We start from the raw sequence: 18282 nt of genomic DNA, 5'->3' as shown, positions 1-18282 counted from the left end.
GCCACTATCAAGTACCTAAATATCATTCCCCTTAAAGAAAAGTCCCCTGCCTACCCAGTAAACTTTAAAAGCAAACCAGTCGTACTACCATTTTTCTTATTCTCTGAGTAAGTTAAGAGTAGTAGTCATTAACAGTAATCCATAAGATAAAATTCATAAACCACGTCCAAAAGTCACATCTAACACAGTACGGGTAGGTTAGAGCGTTAAAAAAGTGTCCTATGGATAGTTTTAGCCAATGGGACAGGCAACGAAAGGCTAAATACGCCCCGCAATACTGGCACACAATCCTAATCCACACTGTACCGACAGAACCTGATTAGTATTATCTATTAATCTTACGAACTCTGCTTAACCAAAATTATCCAATCCATTTTTAAAATATTTCCCTTTTAATCTTTCAATAAAAATACAGCGTCTTAAAAACAGAAAGGTAGCCCACGATGGGCTACCTCTCAATACAAACACTACTAATCTAAAAAGTTGACACCTCAACTCCTTATATAAAGCTAATTTGGGGTCCACAGGACACGGTTCTCCACATGATTAAGACCGTATCGTATGTCAATAGCTTTTACTTTAATCAACTCAGGTCCTTCTTGAAGCCCCTCAGGAATTGGCATACGCCATAAATGTTTACTTACTCTTTTGGCATCGACGGCAGAAGAGGTATTCATATTTTTAAATCTACCTTGTTTTTGTAACTCAATTAATCTTGTATAATGAGGATCTACTCCCTGATAATAATCCATCGATTGCCACGTAGTACCATCAAAACTGATTTGCACTTTAGTATCTTGATCCCCTGCGAAGACGTTTGCGTAGATATAGCCATCATTTAGATGCTCTAGACTCTTGTCCCACTCTTTTACCTCAGGTGCCCAAACTTGTATCTGTTTATCGGCAGCTCTACCTGACACTTTGTATGATAACGTATAATCTTTGGGAGATGAGTTCAAATGCCAATATCCCTTCCAAGTACCATCGTACATCATCGCAAATGGTATTCCCTCGATATCGTGAGGTCCTTGCCACCAAGCTCCACATACTGCTCCTGCTACTAACTCGTGAATAGGCGCATTAGTCTTTCTAGAGTAATGATTGTGATATTGGGTGTGAGTATGCCCTACCCCAACAAATACTTGCTTATAACTGTCAAATAAGCTTACAAACTCCTGCTTATCCTTCATAAATTCGATAGGAATATGCATCATTACTTTTACCTTTTGATGCGTGGGTGCATAATGACTTAGAATATTCTTTAGAAAGATTTTTTGTACCTCATCTATCTTGCCGATATATCCCTTCTCATCAATAGGCAAGATATTATTAAGCACGATAATTAGCTCATCTCCATACTCTAAGGCATAATACGAAGGCCCAAAGACCTTCTTATAACTAATATCTCTGTCCTTAACCTTCTTGTCCTTACCGAAGTCTAGATCGTGATTTCCAACCACATAATATATCGGGCTTCCAATCAATCCCAATGATTTAGACAAAGGGTCAAATACTTCCAATCGATCAAATACCAAATCCCCTAAAGGAAAGATTAGATCAGGCGGTGTCTTTGACAATTCGCTGACTACTAACTTCTCTACGTGATGAATATCATCTAATACATCAGACTGTAAATCACCTAGAAGTACTGCATTTAAAGGCTTTGACTCGTCTTGTTTATACAAGGCAAAATCATATGTACTCACTTTTCCTAAATCAGCATAAGGCAGGTAAAAGTTCACCTTATTCTCTTTAGACAAAGAAGACTGATAACCATTAGGCTTTACAATAAACACCTGCATATCTGCCATCGTATTTATCTTATATTCTCCTTTTTGATTTGTCTTTACAAGGTCTTGACCATTGCTGATCAAAACATTTTTTAGCAGCGGTTCTCCTTTATCGTATTGCCCATTTTTATTGACATCTTCAAATACCTTACCGCTAATATTTTTATTTTGGGCATAAAGACTAGTCCCCATTACAGCCATCAGATAGACTACTAATCGCTTCATGGTTTACTTCTTTAGATTTAAAAGCTTAACTATCTTATGGAATACTTCATTATTCTCATACACTCCTCTAAACTCGCCTGATTTAGGCCCGTAAGCGAAGATAGGAATCATCGTTCCTGTATGGTCATTAGAGATAAAATCTCCCTCTATTATTCCCTTCTTAACATCCCCTTGTGGTATTGCAAAACCACTTGTCTCGTGGTCCGCAGTGATAATCACTAATGTCTGCCCATCCTTATCTGCAAACTTCAATGCTTCTGTAATCGCTCTATCAAAGTCAATACCTTCAGTCACGATACCTCCCGTATTATTAAAGTGACCATAAGAGTCTATTTTCGCACCTTCGACCATTAAGAAAAAAGGTTGTTTATCTTTAGATAGGAAGTCTAAACTATGCTTAGTTGCCTGAGCTAACACATCATCTCTACCATCTATAATTCCCTTTAATCCTCCGTCAGCTAAGAACATTCCTACCTTAGATTCTTTTGAATTACCAAGCTCTTTTAGGTCGTTAACTAATGTAAACTTTTTCTTTAAGTCAATGTCGTTAAATGTCTTTTTACCAGCAGCTACAAACAATGACAAATTACTACTTAGCAAATCCTTTGCTATTAATTTATCATCATCTCTATCTAACTGATGTGCGTAAAATGAAGAAGGCGTTGCCCCAGTCAATTCATCTGTACTGATCACTCCTGTTTTATATTTAAAGGGTGCTAGATACTCTGTGATATTCATTAATGGCGTTCTTTGCATACTCATCCCGATAGAGCGATTATACGTCTTCTCACCTGTTGCTAAAGCTGTACCACCTGCCGCAGAATCCGTCGTAAAATCATCTCCTGCTTGTGTCTTTAAGAACCCTACACTTTTTAATTGCAGCAAACTTAAATCACCGCCATTTGCCAATGCAGCAGCAGATATTTGTGACAATCCATTACCATCTCCTATTAGCAGAATAACGTTCTTAATAGGTATATTTTTATCATCATTTGCAAAGGTTGGTTTATATACCTTAGACACTTCTTTATTGGTATAAACAGTCTTGTGTAGATTTGACAAATACGCATTAGCCAAATAAGGATTGTCAGTATTAATAACATCTATTCCCATATCTGCAAAAGCCTTAAAAGCAGTCTTCCCATCAGGAGTTCCCCAGAATCGAATAGCCTTCCCTTGGCTGTGAACTAGATCAATCACTTGCTGCAACTTCACTTTCTCAGCTTCCACGATACGCCCTTTACCATTCCAAACAGAATACTCTCTAAAGTTTAGACTAACCATCGCAACTCTACTCCAAACTGCTTGATCTGCAATAGGTGTAAGTGATTGATGATCTAGCTGTATGTAAGCAGGACACTTCTTAAATGTCGCATCATCAGGCTTGTTACCTGAGATAACGAAGATTACTTGTTGTTCTTTAATTAGCTGCTCATATTTCTTTAGCACAGGTAATAGCAATTCTAATGACTGATTTGCATTCGACTTTAGGTCAAGTAAGAAGTTAAGCCCTTTGGGCTGTCCTATATTTAGTTTAACCGCTTGGGCTAATGGGTCTAGATACAAGCTCTCAATTGTTTTGTTTTTATCAATACTCTTTTGCTCGTGCGCTACGTATAACGCCCCTTTATCAAGTACTAAGTCTATCTCAATAGACTGACTCGCATTAGTATACGCTGTCCAGAATGGCGTAGCTTGCTGATAGTCGTTATGAGAGTGTATTTTATATGTTTTTGATTGCGCATTAGCAGTGAATACACTTGCTAGCAGTGCTATCGATAGAAAGAATCTTTTCATGTTTTGTGTGTAAAAAGAGGGGCATAGAGCTTACGCCCCTCTGAATCTTGAAAATAATATTACCAACCTACATTTTGTTTGATACCTGATGATTGTACTGCTCTATTAGGAATAGGCCATACGTGCATTTTACTTGTATCAAAGTTTCTTGCCTTCCATACTTCTGATACTGTGTATGGTGAATCAGGGTTAGAACGGTCCTTGTGAACACGTCCATAAAGTGGCTTGCCATAAGCCTCCTTAGCATCACCCCATCTCACTAAGTCAAAGTGCCTATTTGCAAACTCCCCTGCTAACTCTACTCGTCTTTCGTGTTTTAAATCAGCCATAGTAGCTCCAGTTTTAGTTGGTAGCCCTGCACGTACACGCACTTGGTTTAACGCATCATCCCCACTCTGTCCAGACATAATCTGTGCTTCTGCCTTTATTAATAAGATCTCCGCATAACGCATTAAAGGCACATTATACGTCGTTGTTGGTTTATCCCCATTGGTATTGATAAACTTCCCTAGAGCATCTTCTGTAGCATACTCTGCCATATACTTATTAAACTGAAGTCCTGATAATGAATTCTCTGATGCATATCTTCTTGTTTTTCCAAAGTAAGAAAACTCATCTCCGAAAGTCAATAAAGTTACCTTTCTACGTGCATCCCCTTTCTCAAATTCTTGGAATAACCCTTCTGTTGGTGTATAATATCCCCAACCGTTATAAGCACCCCATCCTTTATTCTCAAGCATACATCCTGGCAAGATACTTCCTCCTTCGATACCTGAGTTCACAGACCAGATATACTCACTTTTCCAGTTGTTTTTATAACTGTGCAGTTCTCTGTAATCTTTCGCAGGATTACCTGTATTCACTAAAGCTCTATTAGATCCAGAATTAGTAACTGCATCTGCATACTTAATTACTTCAGCATATCTAGATTTGTCATACTGTGCCCAGTATAAGTTAGTCTTAGCGATATAAGCAAGGGCTGCATCTTTATGTGCTCTACCATAATTATCAGCAGAATAAGACGTAAACAATGGCAATAATTCCGCTGCTTTAGTCAAGTCCTTAACGATATGATCATAGTTCTCCACTACACTAGCAGGTCTTTTAAAACTACCCGCAGGCTGAGACATATTAGCCTCTGTAATAATAGGCACTCCACCATTCTGTCCATTATCTCCATAAGTGTGCGCTAACCAGAAATAAAAGAACCCTCTCATAAAATACGCTTCCCCTAGAATCCTAGTTTTAAGAGACTCACTTATTTTCATCCCAGGAACATTCACGATAATGTCATTCGCTCTGCGGATTACTTTATATGCATTCTGATAAATACCATTGACATAGTTTTCATCCCCATTCATATTAAAGTTCTTGATATTATCAGCAGTTGCATTTAGACGTCCTGTCACCATATCATCAGAAGCATTAATATACCAGAAGAACCCTCTACCGAACATTTCGTCCTGATTCATCATTTGGTATAAGCTATTGGCTGCTTCTACTGCATCTTGCTCACTTTTCCAATAGTTCTCATACGATGTACTTCCCTTTGGATCTAATTCTGTAAAATCAGAACTACACGCGCCTAGTGATAAAATAGTCGAAAAACCTAATACTAGACTATATTTAGATAAGTTGTATTTTTTCATAATTGTCTTGGATTAAAAAGTAAATAAGAAACCACCTGATATGGTACGAGAGATAGGATATGTTGCTACATCTAGACCTATTCCACCTACTTCAGGATCTAAACCTTTATATCCTGTAATAGTAAATAAGTTATCTCCTGACATAAAGATTCTCAAGCTAGACTTAGTAGATAAGGCATTCATAATACTCTTTGGTAAAGTGTATCCTATCGTTAAGTTCTTTAAGCGCAAATATGACGCATCCTCTAAATACCAGCTAGAAGTAGTACCGTAGTTTTGGTTGTCATCTTTAGTAGATAATCTAGCGATATTCGTATTTGTATTCTCAGGTGTCCATGCATTCTGTACTCTACTATCTAAGTTGTACCCTTGTAATGACGCGTTATAAGCAGTGAACTTATATCCGTTAAATACCTTCACATCACCTACACCTTGGAAGAACATACTCACATCCCAATTCTTATACTCTAGGTTTAAACCAAAGCTATAAGTGATCTTAGGCATATAAGCGTCCATAAACTCTTTATCATTATTATCTATCTTACCATCCCCATTAGAATCAGCAAACTTGAAGTCACCTGGTTTAGCGTTAGGTTGGATTAAATTACCGTTCTTTCCTCTGTAAGCGTCTACTTCAGCTTGTGATTGGAAGATTCCTAAATACGGAACCAAGTGAGTTGAATAAAGTGATTTGCCCACTACTGAACGATAAGGGTTAAGTATACCTCTTACGTTATCTGTGTGTGCGATATAATCAATTCCACTCTGATTATATCCGTTCAAATTCACTAATTCGTTCTTTAAGAAACTCACGTTACCAAACAACTTATAGTTAAGATCACCGATATTATCATTATAACTTAATGACAACTCTAATCCTTTATTTAATACTTCTCCACCGTTAACATCTGCTGCTGCAGTACCGTGGTGCGCGTCTTCTAATCCAGGAATAATCATCCCTTTTGTACGCTTACTAAAGTAATCCGCTACCAAGTTTAAACGCCCGTTAAAGAATGCCGCATCTACTCCGATATCCACAGACTCTGATGTTTCCCATTTAAGGTTAGGGTTAGACTGTCTATTAATATAAGTTCCCTTACCTGTTAGCATACCATCTTCTCCCATAATGATATCTGTAGTACTCAATGGCACGTCAAAAGAGTAATACCCCACTGAGTTAACGTTACCTATCTGTCCCCAAGACGCTCTTAGTTTTAACTCACTAATCGCAGGTACATTAAAGAAATTCTCTTGTGAAATTCTCCATCCCACAGAAGCAGAAGGAAATACTTCAGACTGATTATTCTTAGCTAAACGAGAAGTAGTATCTTTACGCAAACTCCCTGATACGAAGTATTTATCGTCAAAGTTATACATCACACGTCCGATGATAGAAGTCAATGCGTCTTCGTATGTTTCTGTAACAGGCTTACGCATAATAGAGGCGTTCCCCATATATTGATTAAAAGACTCTTCACTACTAAAGCCTTCCCCTTGTATAGAATAGAAGTCATAGTTCGTTTTTTGAGCAGAGTGAATAGCTGTAGCATTAATGTCGTGCTTGCCAAAAGTCTTGTGATACGTTATTTGGTTATCCCAAATCCAATGTGTCTTCTCGTAATTACTTTCAAATAAGTAGTTGTTTAAGTTTGTTCTTCCTAACTCAGGTGCTTTAGGTGTAAACTTCTTGTATTTGTTACTTGTATAATCAAAGCTATAAGATGTTTTGAACGATAGTCCATCTACGATTTCGTAGTTTAAATATACATTGGCATTTAGGAAATTAGTAGGATTAGACGTTGTAGGTCTTAATAACAACGCAACCGGATTAAATACATCTCCATATGCTCCTGCGAACTGAGCTAACTCGTGAGGTACTACCCCTCCAAACTTTCCATCTGCATCATATACAGGCGCTGCAGAAGGCATATATAAAGCGCTAATCACACTTCCTGAGTAAGAACTACTTGTATTAGTCCCTATGGCATTGGTATTAGAGTAATATACATTCTCTCCTATTGTGACTTTATCTGTAAGTTTCGTATCTGTCTTTACTCTGAAATTATAACGCTCTGCGAAAGTCCCTATCAGTGTTCCCTCTTTCTTATTATAACCAAATGATACTAAGTAATTACTTTTATCTGTAGCTCCAGAGATACTAGCATCAGCGTTATACATTGCCGCTGTTCTAAATATTTCATCCATCCAATTGGTTCTAGTTTCTTGACCCCAAGGATTAAGTGCTGCGTTATGAGCAGACTGTCTAGGTGCACCAGAGTTGTCAGCAGCGGTATTATACGCCCAAGCCTGACCTTTAGCATCTAATGGTGTAGGTAGATTAGTAGCATTAGAGAAACCTGTATACATATTCAATGTAACACTAGGGTCACCCTTTACTCCTTTCTTAGTTGTAATCACGATTACCCCAGAAGCAGCTTGTGCTCCATAGATAGCAGCTGCAGCTGCATCTTTTAAGATCGATACAGACTCTATATCATTTGGGCTAATCGCAGGACCATAATAAGGAACCCCATCTACTACAGTAAGCGGCGTCTCATTAGCTAATGAACCTGAACCACGAATAACCATCTTACTTGTACCTGATGGATCTCCACCTTGTTGTGTAACGGTCACCCCTGCTACTTGTCCTTGTAAGAAATCACTTAAATTAGACACAGGTCTAGAAGCTAGCTTATCGATATTATCCACTGTAGCGATAGATGTGGTAATGTCTTTCTTCTTAGAAGCTCCATAACCGATTAGTACTACCTCATCTAAGATATTGCTATCTTGCTCAAGTACGATACTTACTAGTTGTGCACCTTTATAGTTAATTGTTTTAGGCTGATATCCTAAATACTCTACAGCTAAGGTACCTGCATCAGCTTTTAGCTCTAACATAAAATTACCATCGGCATCTGTTGTTGCCCAAGTAGAATTATCCTTATTAGCGATTACTGTAGCAAAAGAAACTGGTAAGCCATCGCTTTTACCTGTTACTTTTCCTTTTACTATTACTTGTGCATGTAGGAATGTGCTGCCTCCTATACATAGCATCCAGACTAAGAAATGTCTTTTCATAAGTTTAATTACATTGATATTTCACTTTCGAAAGTACTTCCACTTGATAAAAACTAGGGGTGTTAATCTTTCAGAGAAGTAGACATTTCTTTCATTTATCCCCTAATCTTGTATCAGAATAGTGTCTATTTTGTACAATAACCTTTAGTTAACACTGGCGTGATGTTGTAATGTTATTTTTTTTGTGATTTTGTGGAGTTGTGATGTTGTTTGTTTGTGATGTCGTGAAGTCGTTAAGCAAATTAGCTTCTAAAAGACTATTTTCTCTAATAAAAGCAGAATACTCTTCACCTCATGCCTGAAAGACAAAACAAAAAACCGAAAAACCAAAATCACAAAAAAACCAGTCAGTGCGTCTGTACCTTATATCGATTGCGAAATAGATATCCCCCTAATGCCGAAGGCACAGATTCCTAATTCCTAATTATAGCTCAGTGCCTTCACTTCTAAAATAAGAAGGACTGCACTCATAGCGTTTCTTGAACGATTTACTAAAGTACTTAGGGTCGTTAAATCCACATTCAAAACCAACCTCTGATATCGTCAAGTCTCCTTTTTCTATAAGTAAGCGGGCTTTCTGTAATCGCATTTCGATTAATATTTCTAACGGTGATTGGTCTAAGAACTCCTTAAATAATCTATAGCACTTCATTTTTGAAATTCCCAAATCAGAGGTCAACTGCTCGATGCCAAAACTCGCATCACTAAACTGTGCATTCATAATTTCCATCCCCTTTCTAAACAGTTTCTCATTAGGAGATAGATGTGCAGCGATATCGTCAGATAAATTTGTCTTCCACAAGACAGTATTGCTCTCTTTGTTTTGTTTATCGTATCCAATGCGTTTATATATCTTATTCTCTAGAGTAGATTTGCTCACAGGTAGATGGATAAAATCACTTACTCCTAGTTGACTTAGTTGCTCTTGAAGGAAATAATCTACCTCTTCAGCTATATAGAAGATAATCAGACGTTGCTTATGAGCATACTTCTTAATCTGTGAGAACAGAGATAAAGAGCGATCTGACAAAGAAGTGTTATACAGCACTAGTGCATCATACTTATAATGCTCTATATTCCCTACTACCCTACTAACACTGTGATTATACACGATATTAGCCTCTTGATTAAACCCTATTAATTGTTTAACGATAGGCTTATCTTCTTCTTTCGAATACACTAATATGTTCATTTTGTCTTTTGGCAAGACTTGAAGTTCTTCTAAAAACTCGTTCCAATTTGCCTCTTTACCCTGCTTGCTTTCATTAGAAGAACACAGCACAGGTATCGTCAGCCCAAGATCAAAAGTATCTACCTCATTCCCTTCAATAGTTCCTTTTAGACTTTGCAATAGAGAATCAAAGGCTCTGTAATAAGGACTAAAGCTTCTGTTATCATTCCAGAACGTCAATAGTGTCTTACTATCAGACTGAATATCTATACATACTAGGCTTTCTCTGATAGAGAATCGCACATTTATTACCTGATTTATATCCATATATTTACAGCATTCAAATAGCAAATAGCGCAATAGTAACTTAATGCGTAGTAGATCTACCTCTACCCATTTAGATACTAAGTCATTCTCTATATTTAAGGTAATACCAAACTTCTCCCTCACTGTAGACCACTCTTCTTTTAGATATTCTATAAAGACAAACAAATCAACACTTACTAGCTCACCGCTATCAAAGTCGTTAACCTGCTCGATATAATCCCATTCTCTTACTAGATCATAGACTTTAACCAATTCCTCTTTCTTACTCGCATCTACATTTAGCTCTTCTAAAGTGGCAAGTGTATTGACAATGGGTTTCTTAATACGAGAAAGCAAAAATATCCTGAAGTTCTCCATCTCGATATCTTCATTCTTTAGCTTGCTGTGTAATGCTAACAATTCCTCTTGCTGTTGTTTAATCGCTTGATTTAACTCGCTTAATTGGCTATTCTTATTGGCTAAGTTAGTCTTCTGCGCTTCTACCTCACGGGTGCGATCTCGAACTTGCTTCTTTAACTCCACCTCACGTTTGCGCATTGCTCGTTGTTTCACACGCACACGCCATAGAATAAGGAGCCCTAATAAGACTACAAAAGCAATAATAAAGTAAGGTTGTAAGAAATAAGGCTTCTCTATGTCAAAAGACAAGGTATAAATAACCTTATTCTCACTATCTACAGTATCCCTTATCTCTATTCGGTAAAACTTGTGATCCAAATCATCTAGGTGAATATCCTTCTGTGGTAAAGCTCTCCAATCATCAAATAGACCAACAATTCTATACTCAAACTGATTAATCGGATATTGATTAAAACCAATGGGATATAAAGCCAATTGTAATTTATTCTCTTCGGGATTAAAGCGAACGATATGCTCGTTAGACACACTCATCCCATTAAATAATACCTTAAACTGTGGGATGTTATCATACTGATTGATTTGTGTAGGGTCAATGATATTCAATCCCTTGTTCCCTCCATAAAGTAGCAAGCCTGCCTTGTTTTGACTATATGCCCCTTCAGAGAACTCTAATCCTTGCCAACCTATATAATTACTATAGTTGAGCACATCAAAGGTCTTCTTATTTATTGTCGCAATTCCCTTCGTGGTACTAATCCAAATATCTTCTCTAAAGGGAGTCAAACTATAAATCAAATGGCTTGGCAAACCATCTTGTTCTTTAATCTGTTGTTTTAACTTATTATCTGTGTCAAATACCGATATCCCACCTAATGTCGCTACCCACAAGTCTCCTGTAAAAGCATCTGCATAAGTAGAGAACACACTATTACCAAGTAATCCATTGGTTTGGTTTAGTGTATTTATCTCTCCCGATAGACAGTTATAAAAGACTACGCCATGCTCCTCTGTTGATAAGATTAATTGATTATTTAGAATAGAAATATGTCTAATGTGATACTTGCTCAGTTTATCTTGATTGATAATCGGCTCAAAGGTATGGGTTAACATATTAAACTTGCTCACGCCTCCCCAACTCCCCATCCATAAGGCGTGATTAGCATCTTCTGCAAAGGTATACGTTCTATTTTTGTAAAAACAAGGAGTGATTCCCTCTTGGAAAAACTCTTGTTTATCCCCGTTAATTCTAACCACACCACCATAAGTTCCTACCCAAAGAGCTCCTTGCGTATCGGCGTAAATACTACGAACTCGTTTCCAATCTTCGTTCTCCTGTTGCTTGCGAATGACGATAGGTTTAAATGGGCTGTTTTTGTCCTTTTGGTAATACAATCCTTGCGTGTAAAACCCTAGCCACTTACCTCCTAACTGATCTACAGCGATAGCTCTAATAGTTTCGTAAGGCAGATGAGGTTGTTTTGATGGATGTGCATAGATATAATCTACACTTGCATTAATACGTGGTAAAATAGATACCCCACCATCTTTAGTCCCCACCCAGATATTGCCATATTGATCGTTGTGCAAAACCATAACCTCGTTACTCAATAGACTAAACGGGTTTTGTGGATCTACTTTATGATGCTCTATAATACTATACGACTGACCTATCTTCTTCACAAGATAAATACCCTGTGTTTTCGTTCCTATCCAGATATTACCATTGTCTTCAGTGGTTATCGCATTGATGGTTAACTCCTTAAAATAGTCTCTTACATGTCCTAAGAATACAGCATTATCAGCGTGTTGAGGTGATTTCTTACGCGCATCAGACACTAAGAATTTAGACACTTCACCCGCTTGTTTTTGGTGAGCAACAATAAAGCGTTCCCCATCATACCTATACCACTGTTTTGTATCTAACTGCACGAGAATATTTCCCTTTGCATCTATACTTAAAACCTGCGGAGTTCCTTTAAACCTGAAGTTCTCAAACGTATTATCATCTAAATAAAGACTCAATTGTTTACCATCTGTTAATACCCATAAGCGGTCTTGCTTGTCTCTTAATAAGGCATAAATATCATTCCCACCAATAGAGTTATTATCCTGAGGATTATGTTTAAACACCCTTATCTGTTTGCCGTCATAGAGATTTAACCCATCCCACGTACCTAGCCATACAGATCCGTCTGTGTGATTAGCAATACAGTTAATAGAATTATTAGACAGACCGTCTCGTGTAGTAATCGTTTTAAAGTGAACGCTTTGTCCCAATGATAAAAAAGGAACGAATAATAAGAGTAATAACCAACGCATGTATAATATATAAACTTGTATATGCCTGTAAAAGTACTCTCATTACATCCACTCAATTATAAGCCTAAGTTAAATTATAGTTACGGAAATGTTGTTAAGTTGGTTTTTTTCGGTTTTTTGCTTTGCTTACAACATCATCACAACTCTCCAACTTCGCAATCCAAATCTACCACGGTACGGGCAGGACAGAGCGTTAAAAAAGTGTCCTATGGACAGTTTTAGCGAATGGGACAGGCGGCGCAAAGGCTAAATACGCCCCACACAGTAACCACAATCCAAATCCACAGGTCACATCTACCGCGGTACAGGTATATTACTATACACCCTGCAAATCACATCCACACTATGCCGACAGAGCGTGATTAACATTGTGACTGCAACACCATCCCACAAAAAAAAGAGCCCTAAAGCTCTTTCTTATTTATTGTTTTAATACCCACGAGAATATTAATGGTGCAACGATAGTAGCGTCTGATTCAATTACGTAACTAGGAGTGTCTACATCTAATTTTCCCCAAGTGATTTTCTCATTAGGAATACATCCTGAGTATGATCCAAAAGAAGTAGTCGAGTCAGTGATCTGACAGTAGTATCTCCATCTTAATACTGAGTCATCCTCTAAATCCTGTGCCCACATCGGTGCTACACACATTGCGAAATCTCCTGCGATTCCCCCTCCGATTTGGAAGAAACCAACTCCGTGGTCTACTGCATTGTTCTTATACCAGTCAGCAAGCCAAACCATATAATCGATACCGCTATTTACTGTTCTTGATTTTAGTTCTCCCTTGATTACATACGAAGCGAAGATATTCCCCATCGTAGAGTCTTCCCAACCCGGAACTACGATTGGTAAGTTTTTTTCGGCAGCAGCAAGCATCCAAGAGTTCTTTGGATCAATCTCGTAATGCTCTTCTAACACTCCGCTTAATAATAACTTATACATATATTCGTGTGGAAAATAGCTCTCACCTGCCGCTTCACTGTCTTTCCAAATCTTCTCAATATGGCTCTGTATTCTTCTGAATGCTTCTTCTTCAGGAATACAAGTATCTGTCACACGGTTATATTTATTCTCTAGTAATTCTAACTCATCCTGTGGGGTCAAATCTCTATAATTAGGTATTCTCTTATAGTGAGAATGCGCTACTAAGTTCATAATATCCTCTTCTAAGTTCGCTCCTGTACACGAGATAATAGCCACTTTATCTTGTCTAATCATCTCTGCTAATGAGATCCCTAACTCAGCAGTACTCATCGCACCTGCAAGAGAAATAAGCATCTTCCCTCCTTCATCTAAAAACTTTTCAAATCCCTGAGCGGCATCTACTACTGTCGCTGCATTGAAATGGCGGTAGTTATGCGCCATAAATTGAGAAATAGGTCCTCTATTTTCCATTTTATCTGTATTTATTAATTATATTTGGTATTCGTTATCGTCCTATTTTTAGGATGCAAAGATTGGGATATAGAAAAGGTATTTTTTTATCATATGATAAAAAATTCTTCGCATTTTAGCTTATGAAATAGGCTACTTACCCCAATTATTCTTTGGTTGAGAATATCAGTTATGGTCTTTTATTATTCTCAAAATGTTAGTTCTGCAACTACCGAACTTCCTCCTATCCTAGTTTTGAAGAACGCTAATTTTGCTGTTATAGAATTCTACTTCGTTCTTTGACATCTTACTCTTTGGTAGCCCAATGATAGTACTATACTTGAGGTATTGGTACTGAAAAACCCCTCCTGAGGTAGAACACTGCTGACATACCGCAAGGATTAGGCACTGTATAGCAAGAATGGAAGAGGCATCTTGATTCAGATTAGAAAAGTATTATAGAGCTATATTATTTGACTTCCTCATTAAATTTAGGTTTATTTGTATATAACCAATCAATTACTATTATGACAAAAGCAATTCAAGACTTATACCCTGAGAGTTTAGCGCACTGCTATGGTTGTGGTAAGAACAACCCTGATGGGCATCAATTAAAAACATACTTAGAGGGTGATAAGACTATCGCTTACTTCACTCCTGATGCTAAGTATACTGCTATTGCGGGTAGTGTGTATGGTGGACTAGTGGCATCACTACTAGACTGCCACGGTACAGGATCTGCAGCGGCATTCTTATGTAAACATAATGAGATACCACTAGAAGGCACTATCCCTGTGAGATGTGTGACTGCATCACTTAAGGTAGACTTTAAGGCTTCTACTCCTATGGGAGAGGAACTAACGCTTAAAGGAAGACTTCGCAGTATCGAAGGACGCAAAGTATGGGTGGATATGACGCTAGAAGCTAATGGTGTGGTCTGTGCTACTGGTGAAATATTAGCGATACAGCTGAAGGAATAAAGAAATTAAGAATTTTTTGCCTTCTGCAAGAGGGGATGTGGATTGTGGCTACTGTATGGAAATACATGGTAGGGATTGTAGAGTTCCTGATGAGATTCTTCTCATATACTCTGCTTTGGCAGACTTCCTCAAGAGGGCGTAGTAGCTGAAAAACACCCTTCTAAAGCGTTAAAAGATGTCTTAAGAAACAGTATTACATCTAATTATTGTATATTTTTGTATTACATATAAATACATTTATATACTTATGAATACTAAAGAAACGAAAAAAGCAGGCTCTTTCAGACTTGACAGAGGGCTTTATAATCACTAGGCACACACTCAGAATTGTTTAGATAAAGACACCATGATGGTGTGAGCAAATACAGGGGACAGATAGTTTTACCATCGCGATGGCTGTCCCTATTGCCCGAAGGGCAAAAAATTCCTAACTCCTAATTTATAACTCCTAACTCCCTGAAGGGCCTAGGTGTCTAGCCATTGCTTTATAGCTCTTGTGCGTTCTCTACTTAGATCAACTTCTACATTGTTATTTAGGATAATACTGACCTTGCTATTAAGGTTGTTTTGTATTGTTTTGATGCTTTCATAGCTGACTAGATATTGTCTAGAGGCTCTGAAGAATCGCTTTGGATCAAGTTCGGTTTCTAGCTCTTCCATTGTGAAGGGTAGCACGTGTTCTGATTTGTCGAACATCACTGCTTTTGACAAGCGAAACTCTGTATAGATATAAGCGACATCTTGAGTTTGGATAACTTTATAACGATCGTTATTACTCAAGAGGAAGCGCATTCTATAGTTTTCTTTTTTGCCGAGCATTACTTCACTCAGATTGTTTAAGATACTCTTGTCGAAGGCTTGTAGTTTATGTAGTTTCTTGTACTTGTCTATGCTTTGTGCCAAGGCAACTTTCTTGATGGGTTTTAGCAAATAATCTATACTATTAACTTGGAATACCTGTAAGGCATATTGATCATACGCAGTAGTGAATACAATAGGTATCTCTACCTCTATTGCATCAAATATCTCGAAGCACACACCGTCACACAGCCTGATATCCATAAAGATAAGATCTATGTTATGATCAGTCTCTAAGCGTTCTATACAGTCTTCTACCCCTTCTATCACAGCGACTATCTCTATAGTAGGGTCTATCTCACTTAACAGCCCTATTAGGTGCTGCGCATTATACTGTTCATCTTCTACTATTAATGCTCTTATCATAATCTTGTAACAAAGGGATTCTTACTCTAAATACTGATTCTGTCTGTTCTATCACCACTTCTCTATCTTCGACGAGTTGGTATCTCTTCCTTATATTAGTCAGTCCTAATTTAGAAGAATGAGGAAGGTTATTTAGTAGTTGCAAATTATTCTCAATCACTAAATATTCTTCTTCCCCATAAATCTTGATATTGAGGGGACTTTTCTTAGTTGCTTTATTATATTTTATGGCATTCTCTAGCAATAGTTGTAAGGTCATCGGCGGTATCTTCATCCCCAATAATTCGGGTTTGACACTTACATCAACTTGTATACTATCACCGAAGCGTATCTTCATCAGGTAAAAATAGTCTATTAAGAACTGTATTTCTTTGGCTAAGCTGACCAAGTCGTGTTCTAGATTACTAAGTAAGTAACGGTGTACATCCGATAATCGTTCTAAGAATTGGCTTGCTTTCTCACTGTCTTCTTTGATTAGACTTCCTAGCACACTATAGTTGTTAAACATAAAGTGAGGATCTAGCTGTGCTTTTAGAGAAGCTACTTGACATTGTAACATAATCTCTTTCATCTGTGAGTTTTCATAAACAGAGTCTTTCCATAGCCTGATAAGTTTTCTCCCGTTGTGGATAACCATAATAATAATCATTAGACAAACACCAATAAATAAAAACTGTCTAACCTCTACCCAATCATCTTTAGCTACATAATCTGCATCGATTAGATAATAGTCCGTTATAATCACTAATGACAAGAAGATAAGTACGCCTATAAGTATCTGTAACGTCCATAAGCGCGCTAGTTCTTTAATAGAATAGGTCTTCATCGGTAACTTATCAGATATAAATATCCCCAGTGTAGTCACTACCCAACTTATAACGATGAACCATATCACATCTGCAGTGAATGTATATCCACTCTCAAAGGATACAATCTGATACTGATCTGCTGTACTGACGATATACAAGGAAAAAATAAAGAATAGCGCCACAAATAGGGTTAGCCAAGCTCTGTATTTCCAATTCTTGTGCTCTTGTTTACTCACTTCACTCATCATTCAAAGGTAATAATGTACTGATTAGTAATTTAAACAAAAAACTTCAAGTGACAAAATACTATTCTCATTCTACACTAAGCTAAACTGAAGTATAGTTAAACCAACTTCATCATATAGTAATACCCTGAGAAACCTAGTCTATCACTTGACTTAGTATCAAGCTCTTCATATTTCACCTCTACGAAACCTACTTTCTCATAAAGTTCTTTTGCACGAGTATTTTCTTTGACCACATCTAGAGAGACAAAACTGAGGTTCTCCTCTATGGTTATTTTTTCTATTTCTTTAAGCAGAAGTTGCCCTACTCCCTGTCCCCTAAAGCGAGCATCTACAGCTAAGGCATCTACATAGAGTGTAGAAATATCTCGCTTAGTCGGAAAATGAGTGAATAGCATAAACATCTTTTGTATTCCCCTCCAGAATCCGTAGACTTCAATCATCGTACTCAGGGTGATATCAAGGGTAAACTTGCCATTATACTGATAAGCTGCCACACCGATAAGTTCCCCTTCACTAGATCGAGCTACCACTATATGCTTAGCATCTATCGACTGTAAGATCACTTTATATAACTGCTCTTCTGTTCCTAATATTCCTAATAATTTATTCTTAAAAGCTTGTACTAAGATCATCGCCGCAGTAGAGCGATACCCTTTATTCAAATATCTATTAATTCTCATAACTCCTCTATTTGGTGCAAATGTAATGCAGTGGAGTTCTTCGATATATAGATAGATACATCAACTGACATTTTTTGCACACGAAGTGTTTATACAGTAATTATAGGTGCTTTTCTCCCTGAACAACACTATAGTCGCATTTTAAATAGCTTTAGTATAAAAATATGTTACTTGATGTAAAACCAAAAAAAAAGAGTGGATGTTCAGTATACATTTGCCTTTGAAATAACCGCTAATACTATTT

General features: G+C 37.4%; 10 protein-coding genes. 1 reads left to right on the top strand and 9 read right to left on the bottom strand.

All coding sequences use genetic code 11. The annotated features are described in order from the left end of the window. Nucleotides 1-509: 509 nt before the first annotated feature. The 6 genes from LNQ81_RS13790 to LNQ81_RS13765 all read right to left on the bottom strand — a co-directional run bounded on the left by LNQ81_RS13790 (nt 510) and on the right by LNQ81_RS13765 (nt 14118). Complete coding sequence (locus LNQ81_RS13790) at nt 510-2015, bottom strand: calcineurin-like phosphoesterase C-terminal domain-containing protein (RefSeq protein ID WP_229947692.1); 1506 nt, start codon at nt 2013-2015, stop codon at nt 510-512. A gap of 3 nt (nt 2016-2018) precedes the next feature. Next, on the bottom strand, nt 2019-3812 hold the full coding sequence (locus LNQ81_RS13785) for an alkaline phosphatase (RefSeq protein ID WP_229947691.1): 1794 nt from the start codon (nt 3810-3812) through the stop codon (nt 2019-2021). A 59-nt stretch (nt 3813-3871) separates the two neighbouring features. Then, entirely contained in the window at nt 3872-5461 is a 1590-nt protein-coding gene (locus LNQ81_RS13780) for a RagB/SusD family nutrient uptake outer membrane protein (protein WP_229947689.1), read from the bottom strand. 12 nt (nt 5462-5473) lie between these two features. After that, a complete protein-coding gene (locus LNQ81_RS13775; RefSeq protein ID WP_229947687.1) occupies nt 5474-8542 on the bottom strand; it encodes a SusC/RagA family TonB-linked outer membrane protein in 3069 nt (1022 codons plus the stop codon). 424 nt (nt 8543-8966) lie between these two features. Then, the gene (locus LNQ81_RS13770; protein ID WP_229947685.1) at nt 8967-12719 is read right to left on the bottom strand and encodes an AraC family transcriptional regulator; all 3753 of its coding nucleotides are present in this window, start codon (nt 12717-12719) and stop codon (nt 8967-8969) included. 421 nt (nt 12720-13140) lie between these two features. Beyond that, nucleotides 13141-14118 carry a deoxyhypusine synthase family protein gene (locus tag LNQ81_RS13765; protein WP_229947683.1) on the bottom strand — a complete coding sequence of 326 codons (978 nt, stop codon included), beginning with the start codon at nt 14116-14118 and terminating at the stop codon, nt 13141-13143. A gap of 506 nt (nt 14119-14624) precedes the next feature. Between LNQ81_RS13765 and LNQ81_RS13760 the strand changes: the two genes are divergently transcribed. Next, nucleotides 14625-15077, top strand: coding sequence for a PaaI family thioesterase (locus tag LNQ81_RS13760; RefSeq protein ID WP_229947680.1), 453 nt, complete (start codon nt 14625-14627; stop codon nt 15075-15077). A 465-nt stretch (nt 15078-15542) separates the two neighbouring features. Here LNQ81_RS13760 and LNQ81_RS13755 read toward each other — a convergent pair whose 3' ends face one another. The 3 genes from LNQ81_RS13755 to LNQ81_RS13745 all read right to left on the bottom strand — a co-directional run bounded on the left by LNQ81_RS13755 (nt 15543) and on the right by LNQ81_RS13745 (nt 18038). Further along, nucleotides 15543-16301 (bottom strand): LytR/AlgR family response regulator transcription factor, encoded by a 759-nt coding sequence (locus LNQ81_RS13755; RefSeq protein WP_229947675.1) that lies wholly within the window; start codon nt 16299-16301, stop codon nt 15543-15545. Further along, nucleotides 16273-17358: a sensor histidine kinase gene (locus LNQ81_RS13750; RefSeq protein ID WP_229947673.1), complete on the bottom strand. Its 1086-nt coding sequence runs from the start codon at nt 17356-17358 to the stop codon at nt 16273-16275. The genes LNQ81_RS13755 and LNQ81_RS13750 overlap by 29 nt, the downstream gene beginning before the upstream one ends. 95 nt (nt 17359-17453) lie before the next feature. Further along, complete coding sequence (locus LNQ81_RS13745; protein ID WP_229947672.1) at nt 17454-18038, bottom strand: GNAT family N-acetyltransferase; 585 nt, start codon at nt 18036-18038, stop codon at nt 17454-17456. Nucleotides 18039-18282: the final 244 nt, after the last annotated feature.

It is taken from the genome of Myroides oncorhynchi, from assembly GCF_020905415.1.
GTDB classification, from domain to species: Bacteria; Bacteroidota; Bacteroidia; order Flavobacteriales; family Flavobacteriaceae; genus Flavobacterium; species Flavobacterium oncorhynchi_A.
This window is presented reverse-complemented; position numbering and strand designations above follow the sequence as displayed.